The organism is Streptomyces massasporeus, from assembly GCF_014648995.1.
Classification (GTDB): Bacteria; Actinomycetota; Actinomycetes; order Streptomycetales; family Streptomycetaceae; genus Streptomyces; species Streptomyces massasporeus.
Genome location: NZ_BMSE01000033.1, coordinates 1 through 26,181 on the forward strand (window position 1 = coordinate 1; position 26,181 = coordinate 26,181).

Consider the following 26,181-nt stretch of genomic DNA (forward strand, 5'->3'; position numbering starts at 1 on the left):
CATTTTCAGCCAAGAACAAGGCCGTACCGTCTGGCTGCTGTGTGCCATTGCTGATGCCTAACTGATCGTTTCAGAATGAGGCTCGTAGGCGGCGCAGACAGATGAGGCTGCATGCTAGTTCGAGCAGACCCTGGTGAAGATCGGCGCGTCGCTCGTAGCGGATGCGGAGTCGCTTGAACTGGTGCAGCCAGGCGAACGCGCGCTCGACCACCCAGCGGACCTTGCCCAGTCCAGAGCCGTGGGCGACGCCGCGTCGGGCGATCATGGGTTTGATGCCGCGCTTCCACAACAGGCGGCGGTACTTGTCGAAGTCGTAGCCCCGGTCCGCGTACAGGCGCCGGGGCTTGCGGCGGGGCCGTCCTCGCAGGCCCCGGATCGGTGGGACCGACTCCAGCAGCGGCATGAGCTGGGTGACGTCATGGCGGTTGCCGCCGGTGAGTGTGACGGCGAGTGGGGTCCCGTGGCGGTCGACGATCAGATGGTGCTTGGAGCCGGCACGAGCGCGGTCGACGGGTGATGGGCCGACGTGGTCCCCCCTTTGAGGGCCCGGACGTGCGACCCGTCCACGGCACAGTCGTCCAGGTCCAGCAGGTCGGTGCTCCGCAACTCGGCCAGTAGAGCCGCGTGCAGACGCGGCCAGACGCCGGCCTCGGTCCAGTCCCGCAGTCGGCGCCACGCCGTCACCCCGGAACAGCCCACAGTCTCCATCGGGACATCGCGCCATGCGACACCAGTCCGCAGCACGTACAAGACGCCAGCGAGGGCCACCCGGTCGGGAACACGCAGTCGCCCGGGATAGCGGTAACTGCGCTCGGGAGCACGCGGCAACAGCGGAGCCACGCGCTCCCACAGGTCGTCTGGAACAAGATCAGCACGCACCCGGACACCCTGCCCACCGTGACCGCCAACGGCAAGACCCGCAGCTCGACTTCGTCTCGGGAGGCGTCTGGTGGTGAGTTGGCGGGGTGCGAATCGGATCAGCTCAGTTGTGGTGGGACCCAGGCGTGGTGCCGAAGGATCATGCGCGTTGCGGCGCGGGAGGGTGTCAGCCGCATCGCCGTGTTCCGCAGGGCGACGGCCAGCGGGTGGGAGAGCTGCTGGCCCATCCGCCCGGCCTGCCGGGCGGCCCGCGCGACGGCCTGGCTGCGCGGTCGGCGCTCGGCGTCGTAGCGAGCGAGCGCGGCCTTCACGGTGGCCTCGGTGGCCAGCGCGGCGGCCAGAGTGACCGCGTCCTCCAGCGCCTGGCAGGCACCCTGTCCGAGATTGGGGGTCATCGCGTGTGCCGCGTCGCCGAGCAGCGCGGTCCGACCGACCGTGTAGCAGGGGAGCGGTGTGCGGAGTTCGTTGACGTCGTGGTGCAGCACGGCGGCGGGCCGGGTCGCGTCGAGCAGGGCGGGGATCGGGTCGTGCCAGGTATGGAATCGTCTGCGCAGTTCGTCCAGTGGGTCGGCGAACCGCGTCCCGGCGGGGAGGTTGAGGACGGCGTGCCACTCGGCCCGCCCGTCGTGGAAGGCGATGTGGCCGAACTCGGCGCCGTGCCCCCAGGTCAGCTCGAAGTCGGTGCGCAGTTCGACCGCCTGCTCGGTGATGGCGCGCAGCACCGTCGAGCCGCTATAGACCGGACCGGGGTGGGCTGGGAAGAGATGGCTGCGCACTTTGCTCCAGATGCCGTCGGCCGCCACTACAAGATCGGCGTCCAGGACCGTCTCGCCGCAGCTCACTCGAACCGTCCCGGGGCCGGGCTGCTCGACCGAGTCCGCCTCGGAACCGATCAGCAGCGCCTCGGCGGGCAGACATTCGCGAAGCAGTCGGTGCAAGGTGGATCGGGGGATGCCCATGATCGGTGTGCCCACCGCCTTCTCCAGCGCCGAGCCGTCCATCCGGGCCAGCCAACCGCCCTGCGGTGTGCGAGTGCCGCCGTTGTACTGACCTCGCGAGGCATCCCGTACCGCGTCGCCGACGCCGAGTTCGTCCAGTGCCCGCAGGCCGTTGGCGGCCAGTGAGATGCCCGCCCCCGCGTCCTCGGGCGTGGAGGCGCGCTCGATGACTGTTACTTCCCATCCGATGCGGCGCAGTCCGATCGCGGCGGCCAGCCCGCCGATGCCCCCTCCGACCACCACTGCCGTGTTGCCCATGCCGAAGCCCCCACCCTTCTACAGCTGTAGAAGGGTGACTCTATCTGAGGCTCTACAGGTGTAGAAAGGAGCCATGGTTTCGGATCGGCGCACCCTCCTCGCGGACGCGGCTCTCGACGTACTTGCCGACGAAGGAGTCCGCGGCCTGACTCACCGTGCCGTCGACCGCAAAGCGGCCATGCCGCCCGGCACCACGTCGGCGTACTTCCGCACCCGGGCCGCGCTGCTCACCGGTCTGGTCACACGCCTGGTCCAACTCGACCAGGCAGAACTGCAAACGATGGCCGAAGAACTGCCACCTCTGCGCACCGCCGAGGAACTGGTGGACGGCATGGTGCTGCTCGCCCGACAGCGACTCACCGGCGAGGGCCGCCGCCGCTCGCTGGCTCGCTACGCGTGTGCCGTCGAGAGCGTGCGTGACCGTGAGCTGCGCGAGATCCTCGTACCCCGCGACAACGCCGGCCGTGATGCTGTCCGGCTGTTCCTCGCCGCGCACGGCGTGACGGACGTCGAGAATCGCAGTCACATCCTGCTGACCTGCATCGACGGACTGGTCTTCGACCGGCTGGTGAGCGGCGGCGAAGTACCGCGCGAGGCCCTCGAAGGACTGGTCGCCGCCGCCCTACGTTAGGACCCGGGCGTCCAGGGCCGCCTCGAACTGGCCTGCAGCCTCATCTGTCTCCGCCACCCACGCGCTCATTCTGAAACGATCAGTAAGGGCTGTCCCGCAAAGATCTTGGCTCCGAGTGCGGAGCAGTCTGAAGGAGCGGCGAGGTGCTCAGCCGGTGATCCGTGAGGTGTCCAGGGACCGCGCGAAGTCGGCGAGCGTGTGGAAGTCGTTCTTCCGTAGGCCGATCCGTGGGTTGACGTGGTGGAGGAGCCCGGGCCCTTGATGGTGCGTGGTCACGTAGGTCTGATCCAGCTCGCTCTGCTCGTCATCCACCCAGGCGAAAGGACGGCCGCCTGCGTAGGCCACCACCGGCCCTGTCTTCCAGTGGACTCCATCAGGGCGTTCTTGGAGTAGGGCGTCGCCGAAGTCGACGAAGGGCAGTTCCGGGAGGCCGAGGATCGGTGCGATCCACCGGTTGGCGTCGTCCATCCATGTGGTGGCCCAGCACAGTTCGAAGCCGAGCTGGAGCAGGATGTGTCCGTGCTCTGGATTGAGCCAGACTCGCAGAGGGCGTCGTCGGGACGATAGGCCCGTGTCGCCCCGTTGGGCGTCGTTCTGGGGAACTCTGAGTGTGGTGTAGCCGTCGGGGCGCCTCTCCGGCTTGGCTGCATAGGGGTTGAGTGGCCCGTCCACGTCGAGGAACAGCAGCGGTCGGTTCACGGTTTCCCCCGGGTCTTGCGCACTGTGGACTGCCCTGATCAGCGTAGCTGCGGGAGCGTCTCGGCATTGAGCCAGCCTGAGTGATGATCACGATGTGGCGAGTGTGATCACGGCATCGGAGCCGTCCTGGATAACCCCATTCGCGGGTCTGAGCCCGCGCCGCTTCGGGAAACTACTGACCACGCTGCGGCGTGATGGAGCAGATGTGGTCCACCGAGGCCGGCAGTGGAGTCTGCCGCTGGAAGACCGGGTGTTGCTGGTCACGGCCTACTGGCGCACCAATCTGACGTTGCGGCAGCTCGCTCCGCTGTTCGGGGTCTCGAAGTCCACGGCCGGCCGAGTCATCAACCACCTCGGACCCCTGCTCGCTCTCCAGCCCCGCAAGCGATTCGCCAAGGACACCGTCCTCATCGTGGACGGCACCCTAATCCCCACCCGGGACCACTCCGTCGCCGAGCGGTCGAAGAACTACCGGTACTCCACCAACCACCAGGTCGTTATCGACGCCGACACCCGGCTGGTCGTCGTGGTCGGCAAGCCGCTCGCCGGGAACCGCAACGACTGCAAGGCGTGGGAGGAGTCCGGGGCCAAAGCCGCCGTGGGCACAACCGTCACGATCGCCGACGGCGGCTACCCGGGCACCGGACTCGTCATCCCGCACCGCCGACAGCGCGGGCAGAGCGAACTCCCGGCCTGGAAAGAGGAGCACAACAAGTCCCACAAGCAGGTCCGAGCCCGCATCGAGCACGTCTTCGCCCGTATGAAGACCTGGAAGATCCTCCGCGACTGCCGCCTCAAAGGCGACGGCGTCCACCACGCCATGCTCGGCATCGCCAGGTTGCACAACCTTGCTCTCGCCGGATAGGCAAGCGGGCCGCACGGCGGCCCACCATGCCTGCGGCGACTTCAAGATCTTTGCGGGACAGCCCTTAGCGATAACCGCTGTACCGACCGATGTTCCTACCGACGCCAATTGCATCGGGTGCGAATGCGCGACACCTCAACATGCGGGCCCAACAGTCCCGAGGACAGTAAAGGCCGCACTGGAAGCGGCCTACGGCTATCAATCATAGAAGGCGTAGTAGATTCCGCTATCCGACCCGCGCACTACAAGAGTGAAGAACGAGCCGGAATGGGCTAGAGCAGGCGCGTTAGCTGTCTGCCCCTGAGCCGACTTCCACCCTGCCCAGTTGAAGAGCCCATCACAACTGTTCCAGTGGAGCGCGTTGTCTGTTCCTCGCACCACGAGCAGCGACTTTGCCATAGCAGGTGCATCGTATGTCTGTCCGCCCCCAACTGGCTTCCACGCTCCCCAGGACGTCCGATCGGAGCCGAGGTCTCTGTACCAAGGCTTGCCGGTTTCGGCGATGCCGACCAGTACGTATCCCGCGCCGAATTCGGTGATACTGGGCGCACAGGATGTTGTGATTCCATCAACTGTGCGCCAATTCCCCCAGGACAGGACTGAGCCATCGCCGTCAAACGTGTTATATCGCAGCGTATTGTTATCCCATCGCCGTAGAACTATCACGCCAGAGGCTACGGTCGGCGCATTGGCAGTCTCCGAACCAGGGATCTCATGCCATCCGTCCGCTCCGGATCCGTTCCAGCGGGTGTAGGAGAGTCGGTGAGCGTCATTGACCGCGAAGACGTAGGTACTGCCACGGTGGGCGGTTGCAGCGGGTCCAGTGTAGGTACCCAAACCGTAAAGCCCCCGCCACGGGGACCATGAGCCATTTATCTGACCATTCAAGAGACCGCTGTGATATACCACACGATCATCCCCGCGCGCGAAAACGTTCGCGCTGCCACTAACGGCGGGTGCACATTGAGTGCTCCCTGTAGGCATCTTCTTCCAACCCAGCCACGCAGCCATGGCCGACTCCCTTCGCGACCACAATCCCGAAACGGCGCTCACGTCAGCCCGAGGGCGGATTCAGGAGTACGATCTCTCACCAGATGTGGAATGTGAGTCTCCAGGCGTTCATCGAGAAGGTCACTGCATTGCATTAGAGGCAAGCGGTTGACGCGTAGACCGTTGAAGTGCCAACTATCTGATACCTATGTTAACCGTGTTCGGCATATTTCAAGTTACGCTCATTCCAGGCATCCCGCACATTACCCGGTCGTTACTGACCTTCAATGCGCGAAGTCGTCATGGTGGCTGGCGTCGGAGGCCGGTGCCGGTGAGGCAGCCGTCGAGGACATCGTGGCGGTGCTGGAGCTGGCGTAAGCCCCGCCGGACGGCGTTGATCAGGTCTTGCGGGTCGGCGAACGCGCGGTTGGCCGTGGTGGTGCGTCGCAGTACCGACCAGATGCCTTCGACCGGGTTCAGGTCGGGTGCGTAGGGCGGGAGTTGGTAGACGGTGAGCCAGTCGCGTTCGGCGATGTAGCGGCGCATGCCGACGGTGAGATGGGTGTTGAGGTTGTCCCAGACCAGCACGATCGGGCCGCCGAGCTGCTGATGAGCGGTCTGGATCAGGTCGCGGTAGTCCTTCCAGGAGAAGCTCTTGCGTCCGTCAGGCCGGGCGTCCGGGCAGGGCCGGTAGATCAGCCTTGAGTGTTCGCCGGTCTTGTAGCAGGCCAGGGCGGCCACCGATAAGCGGCGGCGGGAGCGGCCCCGGACGCGGACCACGGGGGTGTGGCCGCGGCGGGACCAGGTGCGGGTGGTCGGCGGCGTCATCGAGAATCCGGCTTCGTCCTCGAAGTCGAGCCAGGCGTCGAGCGCCGCCACCGTCCTTCCACCTGGGGCCAGGTCTCCTCCATCCAGCCGGCCACCACGTTCTCGTCCCGCTCGATCGCCCGCCGGGCGGGGACCTGGCAGCTCCAGCCGTGCCGCTTGAGCAGGGCGGCCACCCCTTGCGCGGTGTAGCTCTTATGGAAGCGGCGCCCGATCAGCGTCTTGATCCGCGACAGGGTCCAGGTCTGGTCCGGCCACCCATGTGCCACCGGCCCCTTGGCCAGCTCACGCTCCAGCACGGCGAACAGGTCGTCGCTGAGCTGTGGCAGCGATGCCGGTCCCTTGGAGGCCAGGGCTCTGGTCCCGTCCTGCGACCAAGCCTTGCGCCAACGCTGTACCGACCGGACGCTGACTCGCAGGTCGTGAGCGATGACCGTGTTCTCGTCGCCCTGCCGGAACCGTTCGGCCGCCTCCATCCGCAACTGCTCGCGGAAGACTCGCCGTTCGTCGGTCAGCCCGCCTCCTTGCGCATACCTCATGCACTTGGCGTACCGCAGGGATCATGGACCGTCAGCCCTACCGACACCACGCTTTGAAGGTCAGTAAGGCAGGATAGGGGCCATGGATCTACCGTCCGACGTGCCGCGCCTCCGTGCGGGTGACGCGCTGATGTTACGGCCCTGGCGGCTCGACGACCTCCATCTGGTGCGGGAGGCTGCGGATGACACATACATTCCGTTGATCACCACCGTCCCTGCCCTGTACTCACACGACGAGGGAGTGGCGTTCGTCGAGCGGCAGTGGGAACGGACCGCGAGCGGAAGCGGGTATCCGTTCGTGATAGCTCGGGCCGAGGACGATCGGCCGCTGGGCACGGTCGGGCTGTGGGTGAGCGAGGCCCCGCAGGGGCGGGCCACCTTGGGCTATTGGGTGGTGAAGTCCGCGCGGGGTCTGGGGGCGGCCTCGGCGGCCCTGCAAGCGGTCAGCACATGGGCCTCCGACGGCCTGCGGATTCCACGGCTCCAGCTCTTCATCGAGCCGTGGAACACCGCATCCTGCCGTACGGCCGAGCGCGCCGGATACGTCCGGGAGGGGCTGCTGCGAAGCTGGCAGCAGGTGGGGGAAGAACGCCGCGACATGTACGTCTACGCGATGGTCGGAACCGAGGACCGCTGAAGCGGAACCCGCTTCTCCTGCTCGAGCGGCCCTCCTGAGGCAGGGCGAGAGCACGGGTCCGTCCGGTCACCGAACGTCGACCGGCTCCCTCAAATCCGCGGGCCGTGCGTCGGCGGCACCGGCGTAGACAAGGTCCATGTAGCGCTCCCCGCGGTCGGCGAAGAGGGTGAGGACCCGGGCCCCGGCCGGCAGCGACGGAGCCACGCTCCGCAGGGCGCTCACCACGGCCCCCGATGACGCGCCGGCGAGGATGCCCTCACTCCGCAGGAGCGCGTGGCACCCCGCGACCGCCTCCTCGTCGCGTACGTGGACCACGTCGTCATGCTCGAGCGTGGCCGCCAGCTCCGGGACACGGCTCGATCCGTGCCCGGGCAGTCTTCGGGGTGCAGACGGTCCGCCGAAGATGACCGAGCCGAACGCGTCGACCGCCACAACCCGTAGCGCCGGCCACCGTCCACGCAGACGACGCGCGATGCCCTGGAGCGTGGCTGTGGTGCTCACCGCGGCCACCAGCACGTCGAGGCCGTCGGGAACCTGGGTCAGGATTTCCGCCGCGGTCTGCTCGTAGTGGGCCTGCCAGCACAAGTCGTTGGCGTACTGGTTGACCCATACGACCGCGGGATCCCGGGCCACCAGTTCCCGCACCCGGGCAAGCCTGGTCTCCAGGTAGCCGCCGCCCGCGTCCCGCTCCCAGACCATGTCGAGGTCCGCCCCGAGGCTGTCCAGGATGGCGAGGTTCGTCGCAGAAGTGTTCGGGTCGAGGACGCAGGTGACTCGGAGCCCGTACAGCGGGGCCAGGGCGGCCAGGGCGATGCCGAAGTTGCCGGACGAGCTCTCCACCAGCCGGGTGCCGGGGCGCACCGTTCCGTCGGCGAGCCAGCTCTCGATGACGTGACGAGCGGCCCGGTCCTTCATGCTGCCCAAGGGGTTAAGGTACTCCAGCTTGGCCAGGACCTCGAACGGCTCGTCGCGGAACAGGCGTGCTAGCCGGACGATCGGAGTGTTGCCGACGGCTCCGGCTATGTTGTCGTGGATCATGCCGCCTCCATGGCGTTCATCGGGGCAACCGGGAGCCGATGCCCAGCTCGGTCGCGGCGGTGAACACCCGGTGCGCGAGTGCGACGTCCTGGACCGACATGCCGAACGGATTGACGACCGTCACGCCGTCTCCATCGGCCAGCGGCGTCTCTTTCAGCAGGAGTTCGCCCAGTGTCCCGTCGACCCGCTTCGCGGGCTGGCCGGGCTCCGGCTCGTCCTGGCCATACAGCAGGCCCTCTCGGTACATTCGGCCGAGGAGACGGCGCGGATCTGTACGGACCAGCTGCCAGTCGTCGACCACGACCTGGGCGGCGCCGAGCACGACCTCCGCAAGCAGGTCGTCCAGCGAGACGTGCACGACGGTGGCCGTGGGCAGCAGCCACTCCGCGCGGATGTACCCCTTGGTCACGGTTGTGAGCGGCACCACGACGTCCGACCCGCGGACGGCCTCCTGCGCGGTCGCCGCCACCGTTAGCCGGACGCCGACGGCCTCCGCGGCCGCCCGGTGCTTTTCGGCGAACGCCGCGGCGGCGACGGGCTGCTGGTCGTAGAGGGCCAGCTCCGTGAGGTCTCCCAGCCGGGGCAACAGCAGCCCGAGGTGGGCGTCTGCCTGAGCGCCGCACCCCAGGAATGCCAGTCGGAGTACGGGGCGGGTCCGCAGCCCGACGGCGACGGCCGACACCGCTGCCGTGCGCGTGGCACTGATCAGGGCCGCGTCCATCATCGCGTAGGGGTGGGCGGTTTCGGGGTCGAAGAGGAAGGTCAGGCCATCCGCCCTCGGGATGCCTCGCGCGGTGTTGCCCAGCGAGGCGTTGATGATTTTCGTGCCGACCACGGGTTCCTGCCCTCCGACCAGGCCGGGCATGTTGAGGCTGCGGGCGCTGTGCCCGTCTGCAGTGGTCCAGCCGAGGTAGCCCTCGTCCGGCACGACGGTCTCCCCGCGCGCGTGCGCCCGCAGGACGTCCGCGGCGACGGCGACCGGGTCGATGTGGCTCAGCGCCTGCGCGACATCGGCCCTGGTCAGATAGAAGAGGTCGGACATTGGCTGGCGTGACATGACAGATTCCTTGGGGTGTGGAGTGTGGGGCAGAGGCGACTGCCACGACGCCCCGTGGACGGCGGGACCGTCAGGCGGAGGGAGCTCCCCAGCCCGTGTCCGGCTCGCTCTCGGGCGACACGCCCCAGCCCGTGTCCGGCTCGCTCTCGGGCGACACGCCCCAGCCTGTGTCGTCCGACGCGGGACCAGCGGCCGATATTGCTGTGTTCTGAGGGGCGACAGGGGACGGAGAGAGGGGCAGCAGGGCGGTCACGGCGATTCCGGCGGCGGAGACGAGCCCGGCGAGTCGCAGGGCGATCGAGCGGCTCGAGTGGCGGGTGATCATGCTCATATCGACGCATCCCTTGCATGAGGCAACGCCCCGTCGATTGGGGCAGGTCATGAAGACGAGCCTGTCCGGACTCATACACTCGGGTACAGAGCGTTGATCACACACCAACGTGCAACGCAGCAAAGTGAGCACCTAACAAAGCGCTTGAAAATGGACACAATGGAAAAAGGGTTCGACGATCTCGACCCTCAGGACCTTGCTGTGTACGACCTGGCCATCAAGAAGGGGGGACTGTCGCCGGCTAACGACTCGCGTCCGGGCGGGATGACTCCGCAGGATGTCGAGCGCAGCGTGGCCAGACTCATGGCGGTACGGCTGCTCAGATGGTCCACCACCAGGCCGGGGCTTCTCGTTCCGGTGGCGCCGCAGACGGCCGCCGCCGAACTCACCAGCGCGCTCGCCAGCGAGGTGCTCGAACGGCAGCGTGCCATCGTGCGCATAGCCGAGGGCAAGGAAGCCCTCGTCGCCCGCTACACAGAGGGCATGGCCGCTGCCGCCGGCGGCGTCCACCTCCTCAAGGACCTGCACAAGATACGGTTACTCCTCGAGGAGACGGCAGAGCGCTGCCGCTTCGAGGTGCTCACAGCGCAGCCCGGCGGGGTCAGGAACCCAGAGGTCCTGGCGGATGCCCTGCCTCGTGACCGCCGGATGTTGGAGCGGGGTGTCTCCATGCGCACGCTGTACCAGCGGACTACCCGCTACAACCAGCCCGCCCGCGCGTACGTGGAAGAGGTCACCGCGCTCGGGGCGGAGGTACGCACGTCCACCGAGCTCTTCAACCGACTCATCATCTTCGACCGGGAAACCGCCTTCATTCCGGACCACACCGACCCCGCGGCGGCGGTCGTGATCCGCGAGCCGTCCATCGTCGCGTTCCTCCTGGACGTGTTCGAGCGCAGCTGGCAGGCGGGCGATGCATTCGACACCGGCAGCAACGACCGTGAGTCCAGTCGCAGCATCTCCGGCGACGTCAAGCGGAGCATTCTCAAACTGCTCGCCGAGGGCCTCAAGGACGAGGTCATCGCCCGTCGGCTCGGCATGTCCGTCCGCACCTGCCGCAAGCACATCGCCGCCATCATGCTCCAGCTCGGAGCCACCAGCCGTTTCCAGGGCGGCTACGTCACCCACCGGCTCGGCCTACTCGACAACCCCGACCAGAACGACGCCCCGTCAGGGATCGAGGCTCAAGACGGCTGACAGGCCGGCGTCGGCACCGACCCCCGTTGCCGACGGAGGGCCGAGCAGCCTCACCAGCGCGCCCGCGTACTCCGTGCCGCAGTAGTGCGCCTCCAGCCGCGTCCCCAGGCTCTCCAGGCGCCATGAGCCATCGGGCCACCCCACCGGAACCGCCGCTCGCCCCGGCGGCACGAGGCGCTGGGCCACCATCCACGTGCGCCTGCCGACCGCTTCGTCCAGCGCCCGGTGCCACGCGTCGCCGCCGGTGGCCCACCCCAGCACGGTGCCAGGCGGGTCACCGGGGCGTGCGCTCCTGAGCACGTAACGGGCCCGCGCGGCCACGAGGTGCCGCAGCAGCGGCGTCCGTATTCCGTCGACCACGACGTCACGGTCCTCGACCGGGTAGGTCGCCGGGACGTGGCGTTCGATCAGTCCCGCGTGGCGTGGCCCTAGCTCGCCACGCGCCTCGTAGAGCCAGGCAAGCAGCAGCCGGTTGGCGTACCAGCGGTCTTCCGGGGTGGAGGGCCGTCCGGTCCGCCGTGCGCGCGTCATCACCTCCAAGGCACCGGCGGGGGTTCCGGCTGCACGCGTGCGGCTGCGGACCTCCCGGGGGTTTGAAGGTCCGAGCGAGGCGCCCGCTACCCGCAGCGCCTGCGCGACGAGGCAGGTCGCGTGAGCGGTGGCGACCGTGTACACAGCGGCCAGACCGGGCTGCGGGGACCGTCGTTCGAAGTCGGTGAACCACCACACGCCCTCACGGGGATGGACGGTCGCACACCAGGTGCCGCCGTCCGCCGGGGCGAGGCGCGGCGCCTCGCCGGCCGACGGCTCCTCCCCCAGCAGCTCTCCCAGCCGCCGTGGATCGCCACCGGCACGCCGGTGCGCGACGGCCGTCAGGAGACTGATGAGTGTGCCGCCCACGTCCGCCTGCTGTCGCAGATGCCGCCGTCGCATCAGGACAGGTCTGAGTGGTATGCCGGGGTTTGGTCCGTCCGGGGAGAGTACAGGTTCCACCGCGGCCAGCCGGGCCACGAGGTCGCCCCGTTGGCCCTGCCGCAGCCGCCGGAACGCGTCCAGCCATGCGAGTGCGGGTGCCGGTTGCATGTCGTTTCCTTGTCGGGTCCGTGCTCACGTCGTCGTGGCCGCGCCGCGTCATACACCGAGGTTGAAGGAGGCGCCCCGGGCGAAGTTCACCACGGACGGGACCTCTGACGGCGCGTGCCGGACCATGTATCCGGAGGGGGCGCCGTCCACCACATAGGGGCCGAGGACGTACGAGACGGGATGCCTGACCAGCCGGTCGGCGGCCGCATCGTGGAAGGCCACGGTCAGAAGGTCGGGCCTCACGAGTTCCTGGACGATGTGGGTCCCTTCTGCCAGGGCGGACTCGATCCGGGCGCGCCACCCCGCCGGGTCGGCGGACCGACCGAGCACCACGTCCCTGCCTCCGAAGGCCCCGACGGGCTTCAGTACCAGGTCCTCCCGGCGGCGGATCGCCAGTTCGGGGAGGCTCTCCTCTCGTCCGTGGTACACGACGGTCCCCTTGTCGAGCGACCGTGTCCACGGCACGCACTCCTCGACTAGGGCGGCCTCGGCGGCGGAGAGCTCAAACCGGCCGGCAGACAGCCAGGCCAGCACGAGCTTGCTCGACAAAAGCATGCTGGCGTCGGGGGCGATGATCACCGACTGCCGGTGGAGCCGCCGCATCCCGTCCAGCGGTATCCCCATCCGCTGCCACTCGGCCGCGATGAAGTGGTTGACCACGACCGGCCAGTCGTCCCCGGCGGCGTCAAGCTCCTCCGGCTCGAAGAACTCCGACGTGAAGCCGTGGTCGCGCAGGTAGCGGGCCTCGGTCTCGAAGTAGCGCGAGTCGCCGACGTTCTCCTCCCGCATGGTGCCGACTACGGCGACCTTCGGAGGCAGCCCGCGCTCCTCGCACAGGCGGCGGAACAGAGCCGCCCTGCCCGCGTATGGCTGATGCGCGCCCGGGCGTGCGAGCCGCTCCGCGGCCGTCCGGTACAGCGCGCCGTAGGCGGAGGTGAGGTGACGGGCCACCACCGGGCCGATGTCGGCGGTTCCGAAGTTGCACTCCAGGAACCGCGGCCGGCCGTTCTCGATGACCACGTCGGGCCGGGCCAGCAGGCCTGCGCGGGACCGTTCGGCCGCTGTTCCCCCGGCGCCGAGCAACGGCACCTGGGCCGAGGTCAGGCCGACCAGGTCTCGTAGGACGGCCGGATCCTCGGCCAAGGACCAGCAAACCCGCTCGATCAGCCGCACCAGGCGTACGGCGGCGTCCTCCATCCTGCGGCGCACGCCTTCGGCCAAGGCGACGGGCTGCACGGGGGTGAGGAGCTCGTCCGGGGTGAAGGGCAGGCCGCGCAGCGCGTGCCGGATCCGCCCGGCGACCTCCGCGCTGCCGTCCCGGACGAGCGCGAGGTCGTCGGGATGGGCGAGCTCGTCCCAGGTATCCAGCACGGTGTTCTCCTCGGGGTGTGGGGAGCCTACGCGGTTCACGGCGTCATCCAGCAGGTGTTCATGACGCCACCGCCGATCGCGTTGACCATCGTGGTGTCGGCCCGGTCGGTGTGGCGGGCCAGGATGCCGCCCAGCTGGCCGCCCATCAGCATCGGACCGAACACGGAAGCCACCCGGGCCACTTCGATGGACTGGTCCGCGGCGCGGAGGACGGGTACGGGGAGCGGGTCGGGGCGCATGAACTCCTGCACGATGTACGAGCCGTCCCGCAAGCCCCGTTCGACCGCCTCGGCCCAGGCATCGGGCTCGGTGTCCGCGCCCGCCGACATGCCTTCGCCGCCGTGCTGGTCGGAGGGCTTAATGACGAACCGCTCCCGCTCGCCGAGCAGCAGGTCGACCAGTCCGTACGAGCCGCCCCGCCAGGTGACCTTGTCGTCGACGAGGAGACGGGTCCAGGGCAGGTGGCGGTCGAGGAAGTCCCGGTCGGCGGACGGCATCTCCTCCGCCGCCTCCGACACCCAGACGAGCAGCTTCTTGCTGGAGTAGACGTCGGCGACCTCGGGCGAGAGGGTGATGGCGGTGCCGGCGAGCATGGCGTCGCGCGGCGCGGACATGTCGAGGTCGGCCCTGGGGGCGTCGGCGGACACGAACATGCGCAGCGCCACGTCGATCCTCCGGCCCTGGTGGCGCAACGAGGCCCGGTCCGCCTCCAGGTCGTTGGGCACGGCGAACTCGGCGTCTACGCCGTGCTGTGCGAAGTCGTCGACGACATCGCCGAAGTACTCGGCCGAGCCGAAGCCGGTACCGCGATCCCAGCCCAGCACCGCCACCCGTGGACGGTTTACCCCGCGGGTGCGGGCCACTGCCCGGACCACTTCGCGGCGGGGGCCCATCACGTCGGGGACAACCAGGCGGGAGGTGTCGGCGCAGGGGTCGACCGGCCCGTAAACCTCACGGAAGTAGCGGTCGATCCTGGTGACCTGCTCGGGCCCCGCGACCGCGCTCATGATGTTGCATTCCACCACGCGGACGACGCCCCCGCTCACCACGATGTCGGGTCGCGCCATTTCGAACGCGGAGGCGTTCCACTCCGGGTCCTCGGTGAGCATGCAGACGCCGGGGCGGCGGTAGCCGACCAGGTCGGCCAGCTCGAAGACGCCGGTCGCCCGCGTCGCGGCAACCTGCCGGATGATGTCGAGCAGCCGGAGACCGACCGTGCGCATCTCCTCTGCTAGGGCGGAGGGCAGCAGCACGGGCCGCAGGGGCACGGGCCCTTGCGGGTGGCGGTACATGCTGTCGCCGAGCCGCTCGTCGAGGCCGTGGGCGATCGCGGCCGCCCGGCCGGTGGGCCCCCGGTCGGCCAGCAGCCGCTCGTCCCAGGACCGGGCGAAGCGGTCATACACGATCATGGATGTCCTCCTGAGGGGTAGCTCGGGTGAGAGCACCGGCATGCCTGTGCGCACCGGGTGCGAGGAGCAAGGCCGCGGCGGAGATCGCCACGCAGAGCAGCAGCGCCCCCCGCAGCCCCAGCAGCGTGCCCACCACTCCGGAGAGAAGAGGGCCCAGCGGCACCAGGAACCAGGCGAGCGCCCGGTAAGAGGCGTTGATCCGACCCAGCATCCCGGGCGGCGTGGACCGCTGTCGGTAGGAAACGGTGATGATGTTCCAGGTCACCACGGAGGCGCTGTACACCATCAGGGCGGCCACGTTGGCGACCGGTCGGGCTGTGACGAACGGGACCGCGAGGGCGGCCGTGCCGATCACGACGGCCCCGGTCAGGACGCGCATCGGCGACAGCGTCCGCGGCAGTCGGGGGGTGAGCAGGGTGGCGGCCAGGCCGCCGAGCGAGGCCGCGGCCATGGCCAGCCCGAAACCCGTGCTGGTGAGTCCGATGGGTCCGGGGGCGAGGGCGTAAAGGGTGAAGACGGGCATCCAGGCTGCATAGGCCACCGCGCTGCACGCGGTCATGGCGACGAAGCGCGTCAGGAGCGGATCGCGTCGCAGGAAGCGCATCCCCTCGACGATCTCCGACCGGATGTGCCGCCGTGGCCCGGAGGCCGCGGCGGGAACGGCTGGCAGGGCCAGCATTACGAGCGCGGCGGATCCGTACAGTGCGGCGCTGGTTCCGGTGACGGTCAGCAGACTGAGCGAGGCAATGGCGCCAGCGGCGGAGGGACCGAGGAAGCTGCGCATCACCAATTCCGTCGCTGTGAGCTTGGCGTTGGCCGCCACAAGCTTGTCCGGCCCGACCATCGACGGGGTGCAACTCTGGGCGGCCACCTCGTAGAAGGCCTCCAGGACGCCGAGCGCGACGGCTGCGACGACCAGCGCGGGGATGCTCGGTCCGGTGACCGCTAGAACGACCAGCAGCGCCCCGAGCACTGCCATGCGGCACCCGCCGGCCCGCAGCAGCACCGTACGTACCGGTGTCCGTTCGACCAGTACGCCGACCACGGGCGCGAGCAGGGTCCAGGGCAGGGCCCGTCCCACGGAGACCAGTGCCACGTCCAGCGGGGAGCGCGAGGCTGCCGCGGCCATTAGCGGCAGCAGCACCGCGGTCAGGCCGTCGGCCAGGGTGGATACGGAGAACGAGGTCAGCAGGACCCGGAACGGTCTCACCGGCCGACGCCTCCGGTCCCCGCCGCGCTCGGTCCTCCCCGCAGCCGGGAGAAGTCGGCCGTCCTGCGTTTCCGCGGACCGTCACCGAGACCGGCGACGATGTCGCGGACGACCGCGGCCAGCACGGGGATGTGCTCCGCCGAGAACAGCGAGTCGTGCGTGCCCGGTGCCCGGTGCCGGGTGACGGGGCGGGCCAGGAGCGTGTCCCAGCCCAGGTCCTCCAGGGCGTCGCCCCAGCCCTCCTCGTCCGCCGCACGCACCAGGAAGCAGGGCGCGGCGCAGCCAGCGTCGGGCCAAGGTCGCCGCACGGCGTCGAGGTGCCAGCGGAACACGTCGAGGATGGGGCGCAGCTCCGCCGCCGAGATGCTCGCGCCGGGCGCGGCCCGGTTGAAGGCGGTAGCGACCTCTGCGAGAGCCAGCTCCTCGTCCGTCCCGACCCGATCCGGCAGTTCCACCCCGAACAGCCCAGCGATCTCGGCGAGTGCGGAGCGCTCCCGGCGCGCGAGCACGTCCGGGGTCGCGCTGTCGAAGAGGACGACCGCGTCGGGCGGGCAGCCCGCGGCCTCGGCCCGACGGCTCATCTCCACGGCGACCGTGCCGCCGAAAGACCAGCCAGCCAGCACGGCGCCGGTCGGTGAGGTGACCTCTTCCAGCGCTGTCAGATAGTCCTGGGCGATGGCCGGGACGGAGCACCGGTCCGGTGGGCCGGGGTCGATCGCCTCGAAGGCGAACACGCGCCAGTCGGGGGGCAGGTGGGGCAGCAGTCTGCGGAAGCCGCCCGCTCCGCCGCCCGCGGGGTGAACGAAGACAATCGTCCGGCCCCGCCCGGCCTCCCTCAGGGGTACGAGATTTCCGGTGTCCACGAGCACAGTTGTCATTTCCTCGTCTGTTGACCCCTTGGGCCAGAGCCGGGTCCGGCCCAAGGGTGGGAGCGGTTCACGCCGGGACCGCGGACCCCGTGCGCATTAGCGCCGCGATCGTCGCCACGGTCGGGCGGCGCACCACCTGCCGGAGCGACAGGTTGTCGTAGCCCTGCGCACGCAGCTGGTTGACCAGGCGGGCGAGCAGCAGCGAGTGTCCGCCGGAGGCGAAGAACTCGTCTTCCGGGCTCGGCCAGCCGCGGCCGATGAGCTGCTTCCAGGCGGTTGCGACGAGCAGCTCCTGCGGGTCGTAGGCGGAGGGGTCCGCTTCCGCACCCGTGCTGGCGAAGGCCAGCAGGCCCTTCCGGTCGACCTTGCCCGAGACGGTGGTGGGGAAGCGGTCGAGCACCGTAACCGACTCGGGGATCATCGGCCTGGGCAGGCACTCGCGGAGCAGCTCCGAGACGGTGTCGGAATCGGCCTCGCCACGGACGAACAGGCGCAGTCGGGGTTCCTCGGCCCGTCGGTCGACCACGGCCACGGCATCGCGCACGCCCTCGGCGCGCTGCGCCACCCGCTCGATCTCCCGCAAGTCGATGCGCCAGCCGTTTAGCTTGACCTGGCTGTCGCTGCGGCCAGCGAGCCGCAGCGTGCTGGTGGCGTCGAGGTGTCCGATGTCCCCCGTGCGGTAGGCGGCGAAGCAGCGGCCGGCTAGCCGGAGCTCGGTAAACGGAGAGGCGTCCTCGTGCCCGGTGAGGTAGCCGGCGGCGACTCCCGGCCCGATGATCGCCACCTCGCCGCGCACCCCTTCCGGCAGTATCTCGCCTGAGGCGTCGACCACGACGATTCCAGCGCCCGCGATGGGCGTGCCGACGTGGATGTCGCCGCCGGGCTCCAGCCGGCCGGCGGTGGCGGTGGCGGTGGCCTCGGTCGGGCCGTACAGGTTCCAGATCTCGGCCTGCGGGAAGCGCTGCCAGACGCGCCGTACGAGCTGCTCGTCGAGCGCCTCACCGCCCAGCAGGAAGCGGCTGACGCGGAGCGGATCGCCGTCTTCCGACGGGGCGGCCGCGTCGAGCAGGGCGGAGAGGTAGCTGGGAACGCAGTTGAGGGTGAGAGGAGCCCCGGCGGCGGCCAGTTCGGCGCGGACCGCGGCGAGGTCGAGGCGGTCGGCGGCCGGCAGCCAGACGCAGCCGCCGCGATACAGGACGCCAAGCGTCTGCTTGAAGCTGGCGTCGAAGACCGGGCTGGACAGCACGGGCAGTATCGCCCCGTCGGCCAGGAAGGTCCGCGCCATCGCCGACAGGTAGTTGTCCAGGCTCGCACGGCTCACCTGCACCAGCTTGGGGAGGCCCGTCGAGCCCGAGGTGCGCAGGAGGTAGCCAGTCGCATCGCCATCGACGGGGACCGGTTCGCCCGGGAGGGCCCCCGGGGTGGTGGGCACGTCCTCCATCCGCACGGCCCTGCAGCCGTGCGGGAGGGGCACCTGCGGGGCACCTGCGCCAGTCAGGACCACAGAGGCCTGCGCCCACTCAAGCGCATCCGCCAGCCGGGCAGCCGGTTCCTGCGTCGACAGGGGCAGGAAAGCGGCCCCCCGCCACAGCGCCGCCAGCTGCGCGGCCAGCAGGTCGGGTCCGTGGTCGGCGAGCACGGCGACCACTCCGTGGGCGGGGACGTCGGACAGTGCGCCAGACAGCGCCGCCACTCGGGCGCCCAAATCCCGGTAGGTTAGGACCAGCTCGCCGCGCCGGAAGGCCGGCGCGTCTGGGCGCTCACCCAGATGGGCCAGGACCGTGTCCGTCAGCGGCGCGGCGGCGGGACCGCTCTTACCGCCGCCGAGGCGTTCGGCGACCGCGGCCGCCTTCGCCAGCGGCAGCAGGCGCAGGGTGCCGAGCGGCGCCGCAGGACGGTGCGCGAGGTCGTCGAGGACTCCCGCCCACAGGGTGAGCAGGGTGTCGAGCAGCCACCGGCCTCCCTCCCCGGTCGCCGACTCGGCGTGCAGTCGCCAAGCGGCGCCGTGGGTACGCAGGGACAGGGTGATGTCGCCGTCGAGCGGGGCGGACCAGGTCTCCAGGTACCAGCCATCGGGCAGCGCCGGCGCGCCGAACGGGTCGAAGACCAGGACAGGCCGGGCCGTCTCACCGGACAGGGCCGGTCCGCCGAGCATCTCGGACAGTTCGGCCAGGCCGGCCCGGCGCTCGGGCAGGACGGCGGCCGCCGTCCCCTTCAGGTCAACCTCCCAGCCGGTGGCGACCGTCTGGGTCAGCGGGCCGATCAGGGTGTCGACGCCCATCACCTCGCGGGCGTCGCAGCGCAGACCGACGGCGTGCGGGCCGAGACCGAGCCGCTGGGCCACCGTGTCGAGCGCCAGATGGGCGATCTCGGCGATGTCGCAGCCGGATCGCTCCGCGAGCGCGCCGAGTAGCGCAGTCTCGTCCGGCCCCATGATCCGGTCGGCGGCCGTGGCGCCCCCGGCGCCCGCGCCGCCGGTACCACCCGCGCCGGGGAAGACGTCGGTCAGGCGCGGGGAATCGGTGTCGGCGGCGCGCCGCCGGGCGGACCAGAAGTGCTCCTCCTCGCGGAGTTCGCCCTCGCGCATCATGGCGCTGTGGCCTTGGGCCACCGTAAGGAAGTCCAGGCCGGACTCCGTCCCGGACCCGGATCCGGCGAGCCGGCGGGCGACGTCCGCCAGAAGCAGGGACAGCGACGCCGGGTCCGCGAAGAGCGCGTCGCAGGAGACGGTCAGCAGGGGGCCGTCCCAGGAGTTGGCGACCGAGGCCGTCAGGGTGCCCCTCACCAGCTCCCTCACGCCGTCCGCGGTGACCGTCCACTGCGGTGCGCCGGCACTTTGCTGCCGGGGGACCCGCAGTCCGGGGACACTGACGCGGTCGGCGGTGAGAATCGGTGCGGCGGCCAGGGCCGCGCCCAGTGCCTCGGCCAGCGCGGTGGCAGACGTAGCTGGCACCCGCACGCTCACGGTGAGCCTGCGGTCGCCGGCGTCGAGCGCGGCGCGCTGCAGGGGGCTGAGGTCGAAGGCCTGGGTCGTGGAGGTGTCCGTGATGCTCATGCCTGTGCTCCTCGGACGGTGCTGAGGTAGGACTCGGCGATCTTCAGGAGGATGCGACGCGGTCCGCTGAAGGGCCGGCGGCCGTGGGCGGCCAGCATGTTGTCGACGATGAGGATGTCGCCCTCACGCCAGTCGAACTGGACGGTGTGCTCCTCGACAATGTCGTTGACCACCGTGATGACGTCCGCGTCGATGTCCGACCCGTCACCCCAGAAGACGTTGTTGGGCCACAGCTGTTCGTCCGTGTCGTCCGGCGCGGTCGACAGAGCGTCCCGGATGCCACTGTCCATGCGGGAGATGTGGAAGCCGTGGGCGTAGTTGAACCACACCTCGTCGCCGGTCACGGGGTGCCGGGCGATCGCGGGCCGACGCTCGGACGTGCGCAGCTGGTCGTCGCCGATCCACTCGACGGTACGGCCTTCGGCGCGGCAGAGCTCCTCGACCTCCTCGCGGCTGTCGGTCTCGTACGAGCGCTGCCAGGTGCGGTTGTAACCGTAGCCGCGGACGTACAGCAGCTCGCGCTCGGCGAACTGCCGCCGTATATCCGCGGGAATGGCCCGCATCAGGGCGCGGTTGTCGGTGAGCGGTGTCTGCCCACGGTCCTTGGGCTCGATGTCGCACTGGAAGAACAGCAGCATCGGCCAGTCGTGCGAGTAGCAGAACTCGCTGTGCTGCCGGATGTCGAGGTCCTCGGGGTACTCGCTCGCGGTGTACGTGGTCTTGCCGACCCGGCTGCGGATGGCGGCACCACCCGCGTAGTCGACCAGCTGACCGCTGAACGCCTCGACCACGGCGTCGAAGTCGGGCTTCGTTGGCGACCGGAACAGCAGCGCGCCGTGGCGGTACAGGTCGGCCCGGAGCTCCTCACGGTGCTCCCGGACCCAGGCCGCCAGATCGACATCGGCGTCGGCCTCGAAGGCCAGCGGCAGCTGCTCTTCGTTGTAGGCGGTGCGGCGCACCAGATCCATGGCGGTCGCTCCGCCGGTTTCCCCGGAATCGAGCCGGGCGAACTTGCCGATGGGCACGGGCTGTTCTCCTTCGCGGATGTCCTTGACGGTTCGTCGCCGCCACCCGGGGGCTGGGCCGGGGTGGTCGGGAGACCGAAGAGGGAGCCGGTTCCAGTGGGATCTCCGTCGCTCGGGCGGCTCCTCGAAGCAGGTCGCTTCGTCTGTGTTTCGACTGTGCCGTGCGGCGGCGCCGGACGTCATCACTTCCCTGTGGCCGCCCTCTGCCAGGGCAGTGGAATGCCATCGGGGACCGGGCCGGGCGGGAGTGCCGCTGGGCTACGGTCGGCAGCGATCGGAGCCATGCCGGGAGTTCCCGCGGCCGGTCGTCGGCAGCCGTCCGACCCCTTCCCGCATCCCGGGCAGCCCACTTCTGGAGGAACGTTCATGCTTGACGCGACACACCTGGTCCCGGCGCCCGGCGTCACAGCGGAGGTCCACCCGGCCGACGTGCATGCCCGACTGGCCGCTCACATGCTGGTGGACGGCTTCCCGATGGTTCTCGACCTGGCGCGCAGTCACGGCAGCTGGCTGGTGGATGCCGTCAGCGGCGAGGCCTACCTCGACATGTACACCTTCTTCGCCTCGAGTCCGCTGGGCATCAACCCGCCTGACGTGGTGGAGGACCCGGAGATGATGAACCGGCTCGCCCGGGTGGGCGCCAACAAGCCAGCCAACTGCGACACCTACACGACGTACCTGGTCGAATTCGTCGAGACCTTCAAGCGCGTCCTCGGCGACCCCGCGCTGCCGCACCTGTTCTTCGTCGAGGGCGGCGCGCTCGCCGTGGAGAACGCGCTCAAGTGCGCGTTCGACTGGAAGAGCCGCCACAACGAGGCCCACGGCCGCTCCCCAGAGCTCGGCCGGCGCGCACTCCACCTGACCCGGGCCTTCCACGGCCGGAGCGGGTACACGATGTCGCTGACCAACACCGACCCCACCAAGACCGACCGATTCCCGGCCTTCGACTGGCCGCGTATCGAAGTGCCCGCCGTGCGCTTCCCGCTCTCCGACCATCTGGCCGAGGTGGAGGAGGCCGAGCGGCGCGCCCTGGCCCAGGCCGAGGCCGCCTTTCGCGCCCACCCGCATGACATCGCCTGCTTCATCGCGGAGCCGGTTCAGGGCGAGGGCGGCGACAACCACATGCGGCCGGAATTCCTCCGGGCCATGCAGGAACTCTGCCACCGGCACGACGCCCTCTTCGTCGTCGATGAGGTCCAGACTGGTGTCGGCCTCACCGGTACACCGTGGGCATACCAGCAGCTCGGCATCGACCCGGACATCGTCGCCTTCTCGAAGAAGACCCAGGTGGGCGGCATCATGGCCGGGCGGCGCGTCGACGAGGTCCCGGACAACGTCTTCCGGGTGAGCAGCCGCATCAGCTCCACCTGGGGCGGCGGTCTCGTCGACATGGTCCGGGCCACCCGACTGCTTGAGGTCATCGAGCGCGACGGGCTGATCGCCCGCGCCGCCGAGGCTGGCGACCACTTCGTCGCGGGTCTGCGCCGGGTTGCCGACCGGCATCCCGGAGTGATGGACAACGTGCGGGGACGCGGTCTGATGTGCGCCTTCGACATGCCGACCCCGGAGCTCCGCGACGAGGTCGTCCGCCGGATGCGGGAGGAGGAGCGGGTGCTCGTACTGCCCAGCGGAGAGCGGACGGTCCGGGCGAGGCCCTCGCTGAACATCGCGTACGCGGAGCTGGACCTGTCGCTGTCCGCCCTGGACCGCACCCTCGTCCGGATGGCCTCGGAGGGGCAGCTGTGAGCACTTGTCACGTCACTTCCGCCGCGGCCACGTCCTCCGTCGCCTCGATTGTCGCTGGCAAGCCGCTGCCGCGGGAGCACACCGCGCAAGGACGCGTCTCGTACAACCCCGCCCGGCTCGACGAGGCCGTGGCGGAAGTGGAACTCGTCGGTGCCGACGGCTTCGCGGCGGCCTGCACGGCCGCGAAGGCCGGGCAGCAGGCATGGGCCGACACCCCTGCTCCCGTGCGAGGCCGGACCATCGCGGCCGCCGGACGCCTCGTGGAGGCCAACGCGGAGCGCCTAGCTGCCCTGGTCACCCGGGAGATCGGCAAGCCGTACGCCGAAGCCCTGGGCGAGGTCCGCGAGATCGTGGACACCTGCGACTTCTTCATCGGCGAGGGGCGGCGCCTGTACGGGCAGACGGTGCCAAGCGAGATGCCCGACAAACAGTTGCTCACCTTCCGCGAGCCGGTCGGCGTGGTGGCGGTCGTCACCGCCGGCAACTTTCCCGTGGCTGTCCCCGCTTGGTACATCGTGCCCGCCCTGCTGTGCGGCAACGCCGTGGTGTGGAAGCCCGCGGAGTACGCGGCGGCAAGCGCCGCCGCGCTCTACGAGCTGTTGAGCCGGGCAGGGCTGCCCGAGGGCGTGCTGAACATCGTGCATGCGGACGGCGAGCAGACCTTCGCGGGTCTGGAGAAGGCGCTGGCCGCGGGCACCGTCGACAAGATCGGCTTTACCGGCTCTTCCCAGGTCGGTACCCGCATCGGAGAGCTGGCCGGTCGCCACCTGCAGTCGCCCTGCCTCGAGCTGGGCGGCAAGAACCCGCTGGTGGTGGCCCCCGACGCCGACCTCGACCTGGCCGTCGAAGGAGCCCTGTTCGCCGGCTTCGGCTCGGCCGGACAGCGCTGCACCTCACTCGGCACCCTGATCGTCCACGAGTCCGTGGCGGACGACTTCCTCGCGAGGTTCACCGCGGCGGTGGACGCCGCCACGATCGGCGAACCGACCAGACAGGTGCTCTACGGGCCGCTACTCAACCGGCGGTTCGCCGAGCGTTTCGAGGAGTACCTCACCTGGATCCGCCCCCACCACACGGTGCACGGCCATGCCCGGCCCGGTCGCATCACCGCCGCCCATCCACGCGCAGGCTTCGTCGGGGATCCGGATACGGGTCTGTACTACCACCCTGTCGTGGTCTCGGGTGTGCACCCGGACGACCGGCTGTTCCTCGAGGAGACCTTCGGGCCGCTGGTGGGAGTGACCACCTACCGGGAGTTCGACGAGGCCGTGAAGCTGGCCAACGCTCCGGGCTACGGGCTGTCTGCAGCCGTCTACACGAACGACGCGCACGCTGCCTTCACCTTCCGCCGGCGCGTCCGGGCCGGGATGATCAGCGTGAACAACTCGACCTCGGGTGCCGAGGCCCATCTTCCCTTCGGCGGAAACGGGCGCTCTGGCAACGGCTCACGGCAGTCGGGCGTCTGGGTCCTGGACCAGTTCACCCGGTGGCAGTCGATGAACTGGGACTACTCGGGCCGGCTCCAGAAGGCCCAGATGGACACTGCCGAGACGGTCGCCGACCTCGACTACCGGCTGTCCTAACTGTTCTGTCTCGCGAGGTTGTGGACGGTGATGCAGGTCTCGGTTGGGGCTGCTTGAACGGGTGAGGGCCTTCCAGGTTCGGTGTGGATTGCGACGTCTACACCGACAAGAAAGGCCCTCGTGCCCTACCGTAATGCACCCATGACCGAGACCGGACGACTGCGGCTGGCCCGTTGAGTGGTCGAGGACGGCTGGCCGCTGTGCCGCGCCGCCGAACGCTTCCAGGTCTCGCCCACGACAGCCCAGCGGTGGGCGGACCGCTACCGCGAGATCGGCGAGGCCGGGATGGCTGATCGGTCCAGCCGTCCCCGCCACAGTCCCCGAAGGACACCGACCCGCACCGAACGGCGGATCATCAAGGTCCGGCTCGTCCGCCGCTGGGGACCGGCTCGCATCGCCCACCTGCTCGGCCTGGTTCCCTCCACCGTCCACCGCGTCCTGACCCGGTACCGGCTGGCCCGGCTCACGCACCTGGACCGCGCGACCGCCCGGAACATACGCCGCTACGAGCATGAGAAGCCGGGCGAACTAGTGCACGTGGACATCAAGAAACTCGGCAGCATCCCCGACGGCGGCGGCCACGAGGGTCTCGGCCCGCCAGGCCGGCCGCGAAACCCGCAAGAACGCCGGCTACAGCTACCTCCACACCGCCGTCGACGACCACTCCCGCCTCGCCTACAGCGAGATCCCTCCGTTGAGTTCGGCGGCGACCGCGGCCAGGTGCTCGGGACTGTGCTGGGACAGGTCGGTGCCTTTGGGGAAGTACTGCCGCAGCAGGCCGTTGATGTCCTCGTTCGAGCCGCTGCCAGGGGCTGGCCGGGTCGCAGAAGTAGACCGGGATGTTTGTGGCGATAACGCCTTGTGCGCGGCCCTCTCCGAGCCCTGGTCCCAGGTCAAGGACCGCTTCAGGTGCGGCGGAAGCGTGTTGACGGCCTCGATGAGGGCGTCCCGGGTGCTGGCGGCGCTGTGGTCGTCGGGCAGCGGGGCCAGCAGCGCGTAGTGGGTGTGGCGCTCGACGAGCGTGGCGATCGCCGACTTCCCTTCCTTGCCGATGATGAGGTCTCCCTCCCAGTGGCCGGGTACGGCCCGGTCGGCGGCCTCGGCCGGGCGCTCGCTGATCATCACCATGTCCTTGATGGCGCGGGGCTGGCGCTTGTAGGACTGCCGGTGTAACCGACGCATGGCCCGTCCGGTCGCAGGGCCCGGGTCAGCTCCCGGCGCATCTCGCCGCGGCCCTGGGCATAGAGGGCCTGGTAGATCGTCTCGTGGACCACGTGCATCTCCGGCCGGTCGGGGAAGGCGGTCCGTAGAGCCTGGCAGATCTGCTCAGGGCTCCAGCGCAGTTCGAGGTGGCGCAGGATGAAGTCCCGCAGCCTGGGGTTCTGTCCGATCTTGCCGGGCTTGGGGCGCGCGCGGCGTTGCTCGGCGCGGCGGTGCGCGGCGTGCGGCCGGTGAGCCCAGCAGGAAGCGCCCCGCGCAGCGGCATGCCGTTGCCGCGTCTCTCCCGGCTGATGGTCGACGGGCTGTGGTCCAGTTCACGGGCGATCTGCAGGACGGACGCCTTTTCCCGCAGCCGGTCGGCGATGTGGATGCGGTCCTCCTCCCGGAGGTAACGCGACGGACCGGAAGCCGAAGCCTCCTCAGGTTGATCCCGACGATCCGGCATGCCTCTCTGCTGCTGTACCCCTGACGCTTGAGCTGGAGATATACCTCTCGCTCACGCGTCAGCCGACGACCGCCCCCACCGCGTCTGTCCTTGCGGATCTCGAAGTCCATCGCACCCCTTGAGCTGGGGTGTTGCGACGATCACTAGAACTCAAGCGGATCCAGGGGGCCTCGCCGTCTCGCGGCCGCCGCGTGCCGCGCGGCTCCGCCGGGGCGAGGCC

General features: G+C 69.7%; 22 protein-coding genes and 1 pseudogene. 7 read left to right on the top strand and 16 right to left on the bottom strand.

The features are described 5' to 3' along the window. Positions 1–70: 70 nt before the first annotated feature. Positions 71–879 (bottom strand): IS5 family transposase gene (locus IE153_RS39440; protein ID WP_189594493.1). Its coding sequence is split into 2 segments (ribosomal slippage): positions 71–540 and positions 540–879, totalling 810 coding nucleotides; the frame shifts between segments, so codons are not numbered across the junction. 98 nt (positions 880–977) lie between these two features. Next, the gene (locus tag IE153_RS39445) at positions 978–2,135 is read right to left on the bottom strand and encodes an FAD-dependent monooxygenase (RefSeq protein WP_189594494.1); all 1,158 of its coding nucleotides are present in this window, start codon (positions 2,133–2,135) and stop codon (positions 978–980) included. 73 nt (positions 2,136–2,208) lie between these two features. Between IE153_RS39445 and IE153_RS39450 the strand changes: the two genes are divergently transcribed. Further along, positions 2,209–2,766 carry a TetR/AcrR family transcriptional regulator gene (locus IE153_RS39450; RefSeq protein WP_189594495.1) on the top strand — a complete coding sequence of 186 codons (558 nt, stop codon included), beginning with the start codon at positions 2,209–2,211 and terminating at the stop codon, positions 2,764–2,766. A 147-nt stretch (positions 2,767–2,913) separates the two neighbouring features. On the opposite strand, the gene IE153_RS39455 is transcribed toward IE153_RS39450, so the two are convergent. Further along, positions 2,914–3,465 carry a hypothetical protein gene (locus IE153_RS39455; protein ID WP_189594496.1) on the bottom strand — a complete coding sequence of 184 codons (552 nt, stop codon included), beginning with the start codon at positions 3,463–3,465 and terminating at the stop codon, positions 2,914–2,916. A gap of 94 nt (positions 3,466–3,559) precedes the next feature. Here IE153_RS39455 and IE153_RS39460 point away from each other — a divergent pair, with 94 nt between their 5' ends. Further along, positions 3,560–4,330, top strand: coding sequence for a transposase (locus tag IE153_RS39460; protein WP_189594497.1), 771 nt, complete (start codon positions 3,560–3,562; stop codon positions 4,328–4,330). A 1,290-nt stretch (positions 4,331–5,620) separates the two neighbouring features. Here IE153_RS39460 and IE153_RS42975 read toward each other — a convergent pair. Further along, positions 5,621–6,684, bottom strand: a protein-coding gene (locus tag IE153_RS42975; RefSeq protein ID WP_438817985.1) for an IS630 family transposase whose coding sequence is annotated in 2 segments (ribosomal slippage) — positions 5,621–6,207 and positions 6,207–6,684 — 1,065 coding nt in all. Because the reading frame shifts where the segments join, the coding sequence is not laid out codon by codon here. Positions 6,685–6,766: 82 nt separating this feature from the next. Here IE153_RS42975 and IE153_RS39475 point away from each other — a divergent pair. Further along, positions 6,767–7,321, top strand: coding sequence for a GNAT family N-acetyltransferase (locus tag IE153_RS39475; RefSeq protein WP_189594500.1), 555 nt, complete (start codon positions 6,767–6,769; stop codon positions 7,319–7,321). Positions 7,322–7,387: 66 nt separating this feature from the next. Here IE153_RS39475 and sbnA read toward each other — a convergent pair whose 3' ends face one another. The 3 genes from sbnA to IE153_RS39490 form a co-directional block, all read right to left on the bottom strand. Further along, positions 7,388–8,359, bottom strand: a complete 972-nt coding sequence (gene sbnA, locus IE153_RS39480; RefSeq protein ID WP_189594501.1) for a 2,3-diaminopropionate biosynthesis protein SbnA — start codon at positions 8,357–8,359, stop codon at positions 7,388–7,390. Between the two features lie 16 nt (positions 8,360–8,375). After that, on the bottom strand, positions 8,376–9,416 hold the full coding sequence (locus IE153_RS39485) for an ornithine cyclodeaminase (protein WP_189594502.1): 1,041 nt from the start codon (positions 9,414–9,416) through the stop codon (positions 8,376–8,378). A gap of 70 nt (positions 9,417–9,486) precedes the next feature. Further along, positions 9,487–9,747, bottom strand: a complete 261-nt coding sequence (locus tag IE153_RS39490; protein ID WP_189594503.1) for a hypothetical protein — start codon at positions 9,745–9,747, stop codon at positions 9,487–9,489. A gap of 150 nt (positions 9,748–9,897) precedes the next feature. Between IE153_RS39490 and IE153_RS39495 the strand changes: the two genes are divergently transcribed. Further along, entirely contained in the window at positions 9,898–10,944 is a 1,047-nt protein-coding gene (locus IE153_RS39495) for a helix-turn-helix domain-containing protein (protein WP_189594504.1), read from the top strand. Here the strand turns inward: IE153_RS39495 and IE153_RS39500 are convergent. From IE153_RS39500 to IE153_RS39530, 7 genes are read right to left on the bottom strand one after another with little or no spacing between them, the layout of a single operon-like run. Next, on the bottom strand, positions 10,918–12,027 hold the full coding sequence (locus IE153_RS39500) for a hypothetical protein (RefSeq protein WP_189594505.1): 1,110 nt from the start codon (positions 12,025–12,027) through the stop codon (positions 10,918–10,920). The genes IE153_RS39495 and IE153_RS39500 overlap by 27 nt on opposite strands. A gap of 48 nt (positions 12,028–12,075) precedes the next feature. Continuing rightward, positions 12,076–13,398: an ATP-grasp domain-containing protein gene (locus IE153_RS39505; RefSeq protein WP_189594506.1), complete on the bottom strand. Its 1,323-nt coding sequence runs from the start codon at positions 13,396–13,398 to the stop codon at positions 12,076–12,078. Positions 13,399–13,433: 35 nt separating this feature from the next. Further along, on the bottom strand, positions 13,434–14,807 hold the full coding sequence (locus IE153_RS39510) for a hypothetical protein (protein ID WP_189594507.1): 1,374 nt from the start codon (positions 14,805–14,807) through the stop codon (positions 13,434–13,436). Further along, complete coding sequence (locus tag IE153_RS39515) at positions 14,794–16,017, bottom strand: MFS transporter (RefSeq protein WP_189594508.1); 1,224 nt, start codon at positions 16,015–16,017, stop codon at positions 14,794–14,796. The genes IE153_RS39510 and IE153_RS39515 overlap by 14 nt, the downstream gene beginning before the upstream one ends. Next, positions 16,014–16,895: a thioesterase domain-containing protein gene (locus IE153_RS39520; protein WP_189594509.1), complete on the bottom strand. Its 882-nt coding sequence runs from the start codon at positions 16,893–16,895 to the stop codon at positions 16,014–16,016. The genes IE153_RS39515 and IE153_RS39520 overlap by 4 nt, the downstream gene beginning before the upstream one ends. Before the next feature lie 58 nt (positions 16,896–16,953). After that, positions 16,954–19,941, bottom strand: coding sequence for an AMP-binding protein (locus IE153_RS39525; protein WP_189594510.1), 2,988 nt, complete (start codon positions 19,939–19,941; stop codon positions 16,954–16,956). Next, positions 19,938–20,966: a TauD/TfdA family dioxygenase gene (locus IE153_RS39530; protein WP_189594511.1), complete on the bottom strand. Its 1,029-nt coding sequence runs from the start codon at positions 20,964–20,966 to the stop codon at positions 19,938–19,940. Before IE153_RS39530 ends, IE153_RS39525 begins: the two co-directional genes overlap by 4 nt. Before the next feature lie 366 nt (positions 20,967–21,332). Between IE153_RS39530 and lat the strand changes: the two genes are divergently transcribed. From lat to IE153_RS39545, 3 genes and pseudogenes are all read left to right on the top strand, one after another. Further along, positions 21,333–22,712, top strand: a complete 1,380-nt coding sequence (lat, locus tag IE153_RS39535) for an L-lysine 6-transaminase (protein WP_189594512.1) — start codon at positions 21,333–21,335, stop codon at positions 22,710–22,712. Further along, positions 22,709–24,295, top strand: coding sequence for an aldehyde dehydrogenase family protein (locus IE153_RS39540; protein WP_229829403.1), 1,587 nt, complete (start codon positions 22,709–22,711; stop codon positions 24,293–24,295). Before lat ends, IE153_RS39540 begins: the two co-directional genes overlap by 4 nt. Positions 24,296–24,472: 177 nt before the next feature. Beyond that, a pseudogene (locus tag IE153_RS39545) lies at positions 24,473–25,013 on the top strand (helix-turn-helix domain-containing protein); the annotation flags it as partial. Here IE153_RS39545 and IE153_RS42175 read toward each other — a convergent pair. Both IE153_RS42175 and IE153_RS42180 read right to left on the bottom strand, forming a co-directional pair. Then, positions 24,971–25,477: an IS30 family transposase gene (locus IE153_RS42175; RefSeq protein ID WP_308432243.1), complete on the bottom strand. Its 507-nt coding sequence runs from the start codon at positions 25,475–25,477 to the stop codon at positions 24,971–24,973. The pseudogene IE153_RS39545 and the gene IE153_RS42175 overlap by 43 nt on opposite strands. A gap of 25 nt (positions 25,478–25,502) precedes the next feature. Further along, the gene (locus IE153_RS42180) at positions 25,503–25,961 is read right to left on the bottom strand and encodes a helix-turn-helix domain-containing protein (RefSeq protein ID WP_229829404.1); all 459 of its coding nucleotides are present in this window, start codon (positions 25,959–25,961) and stop codon (positions 25,503–25,505) included. Between the last annotated feature and the right edge of the window lie 220 nt (positions 25,962–26,181).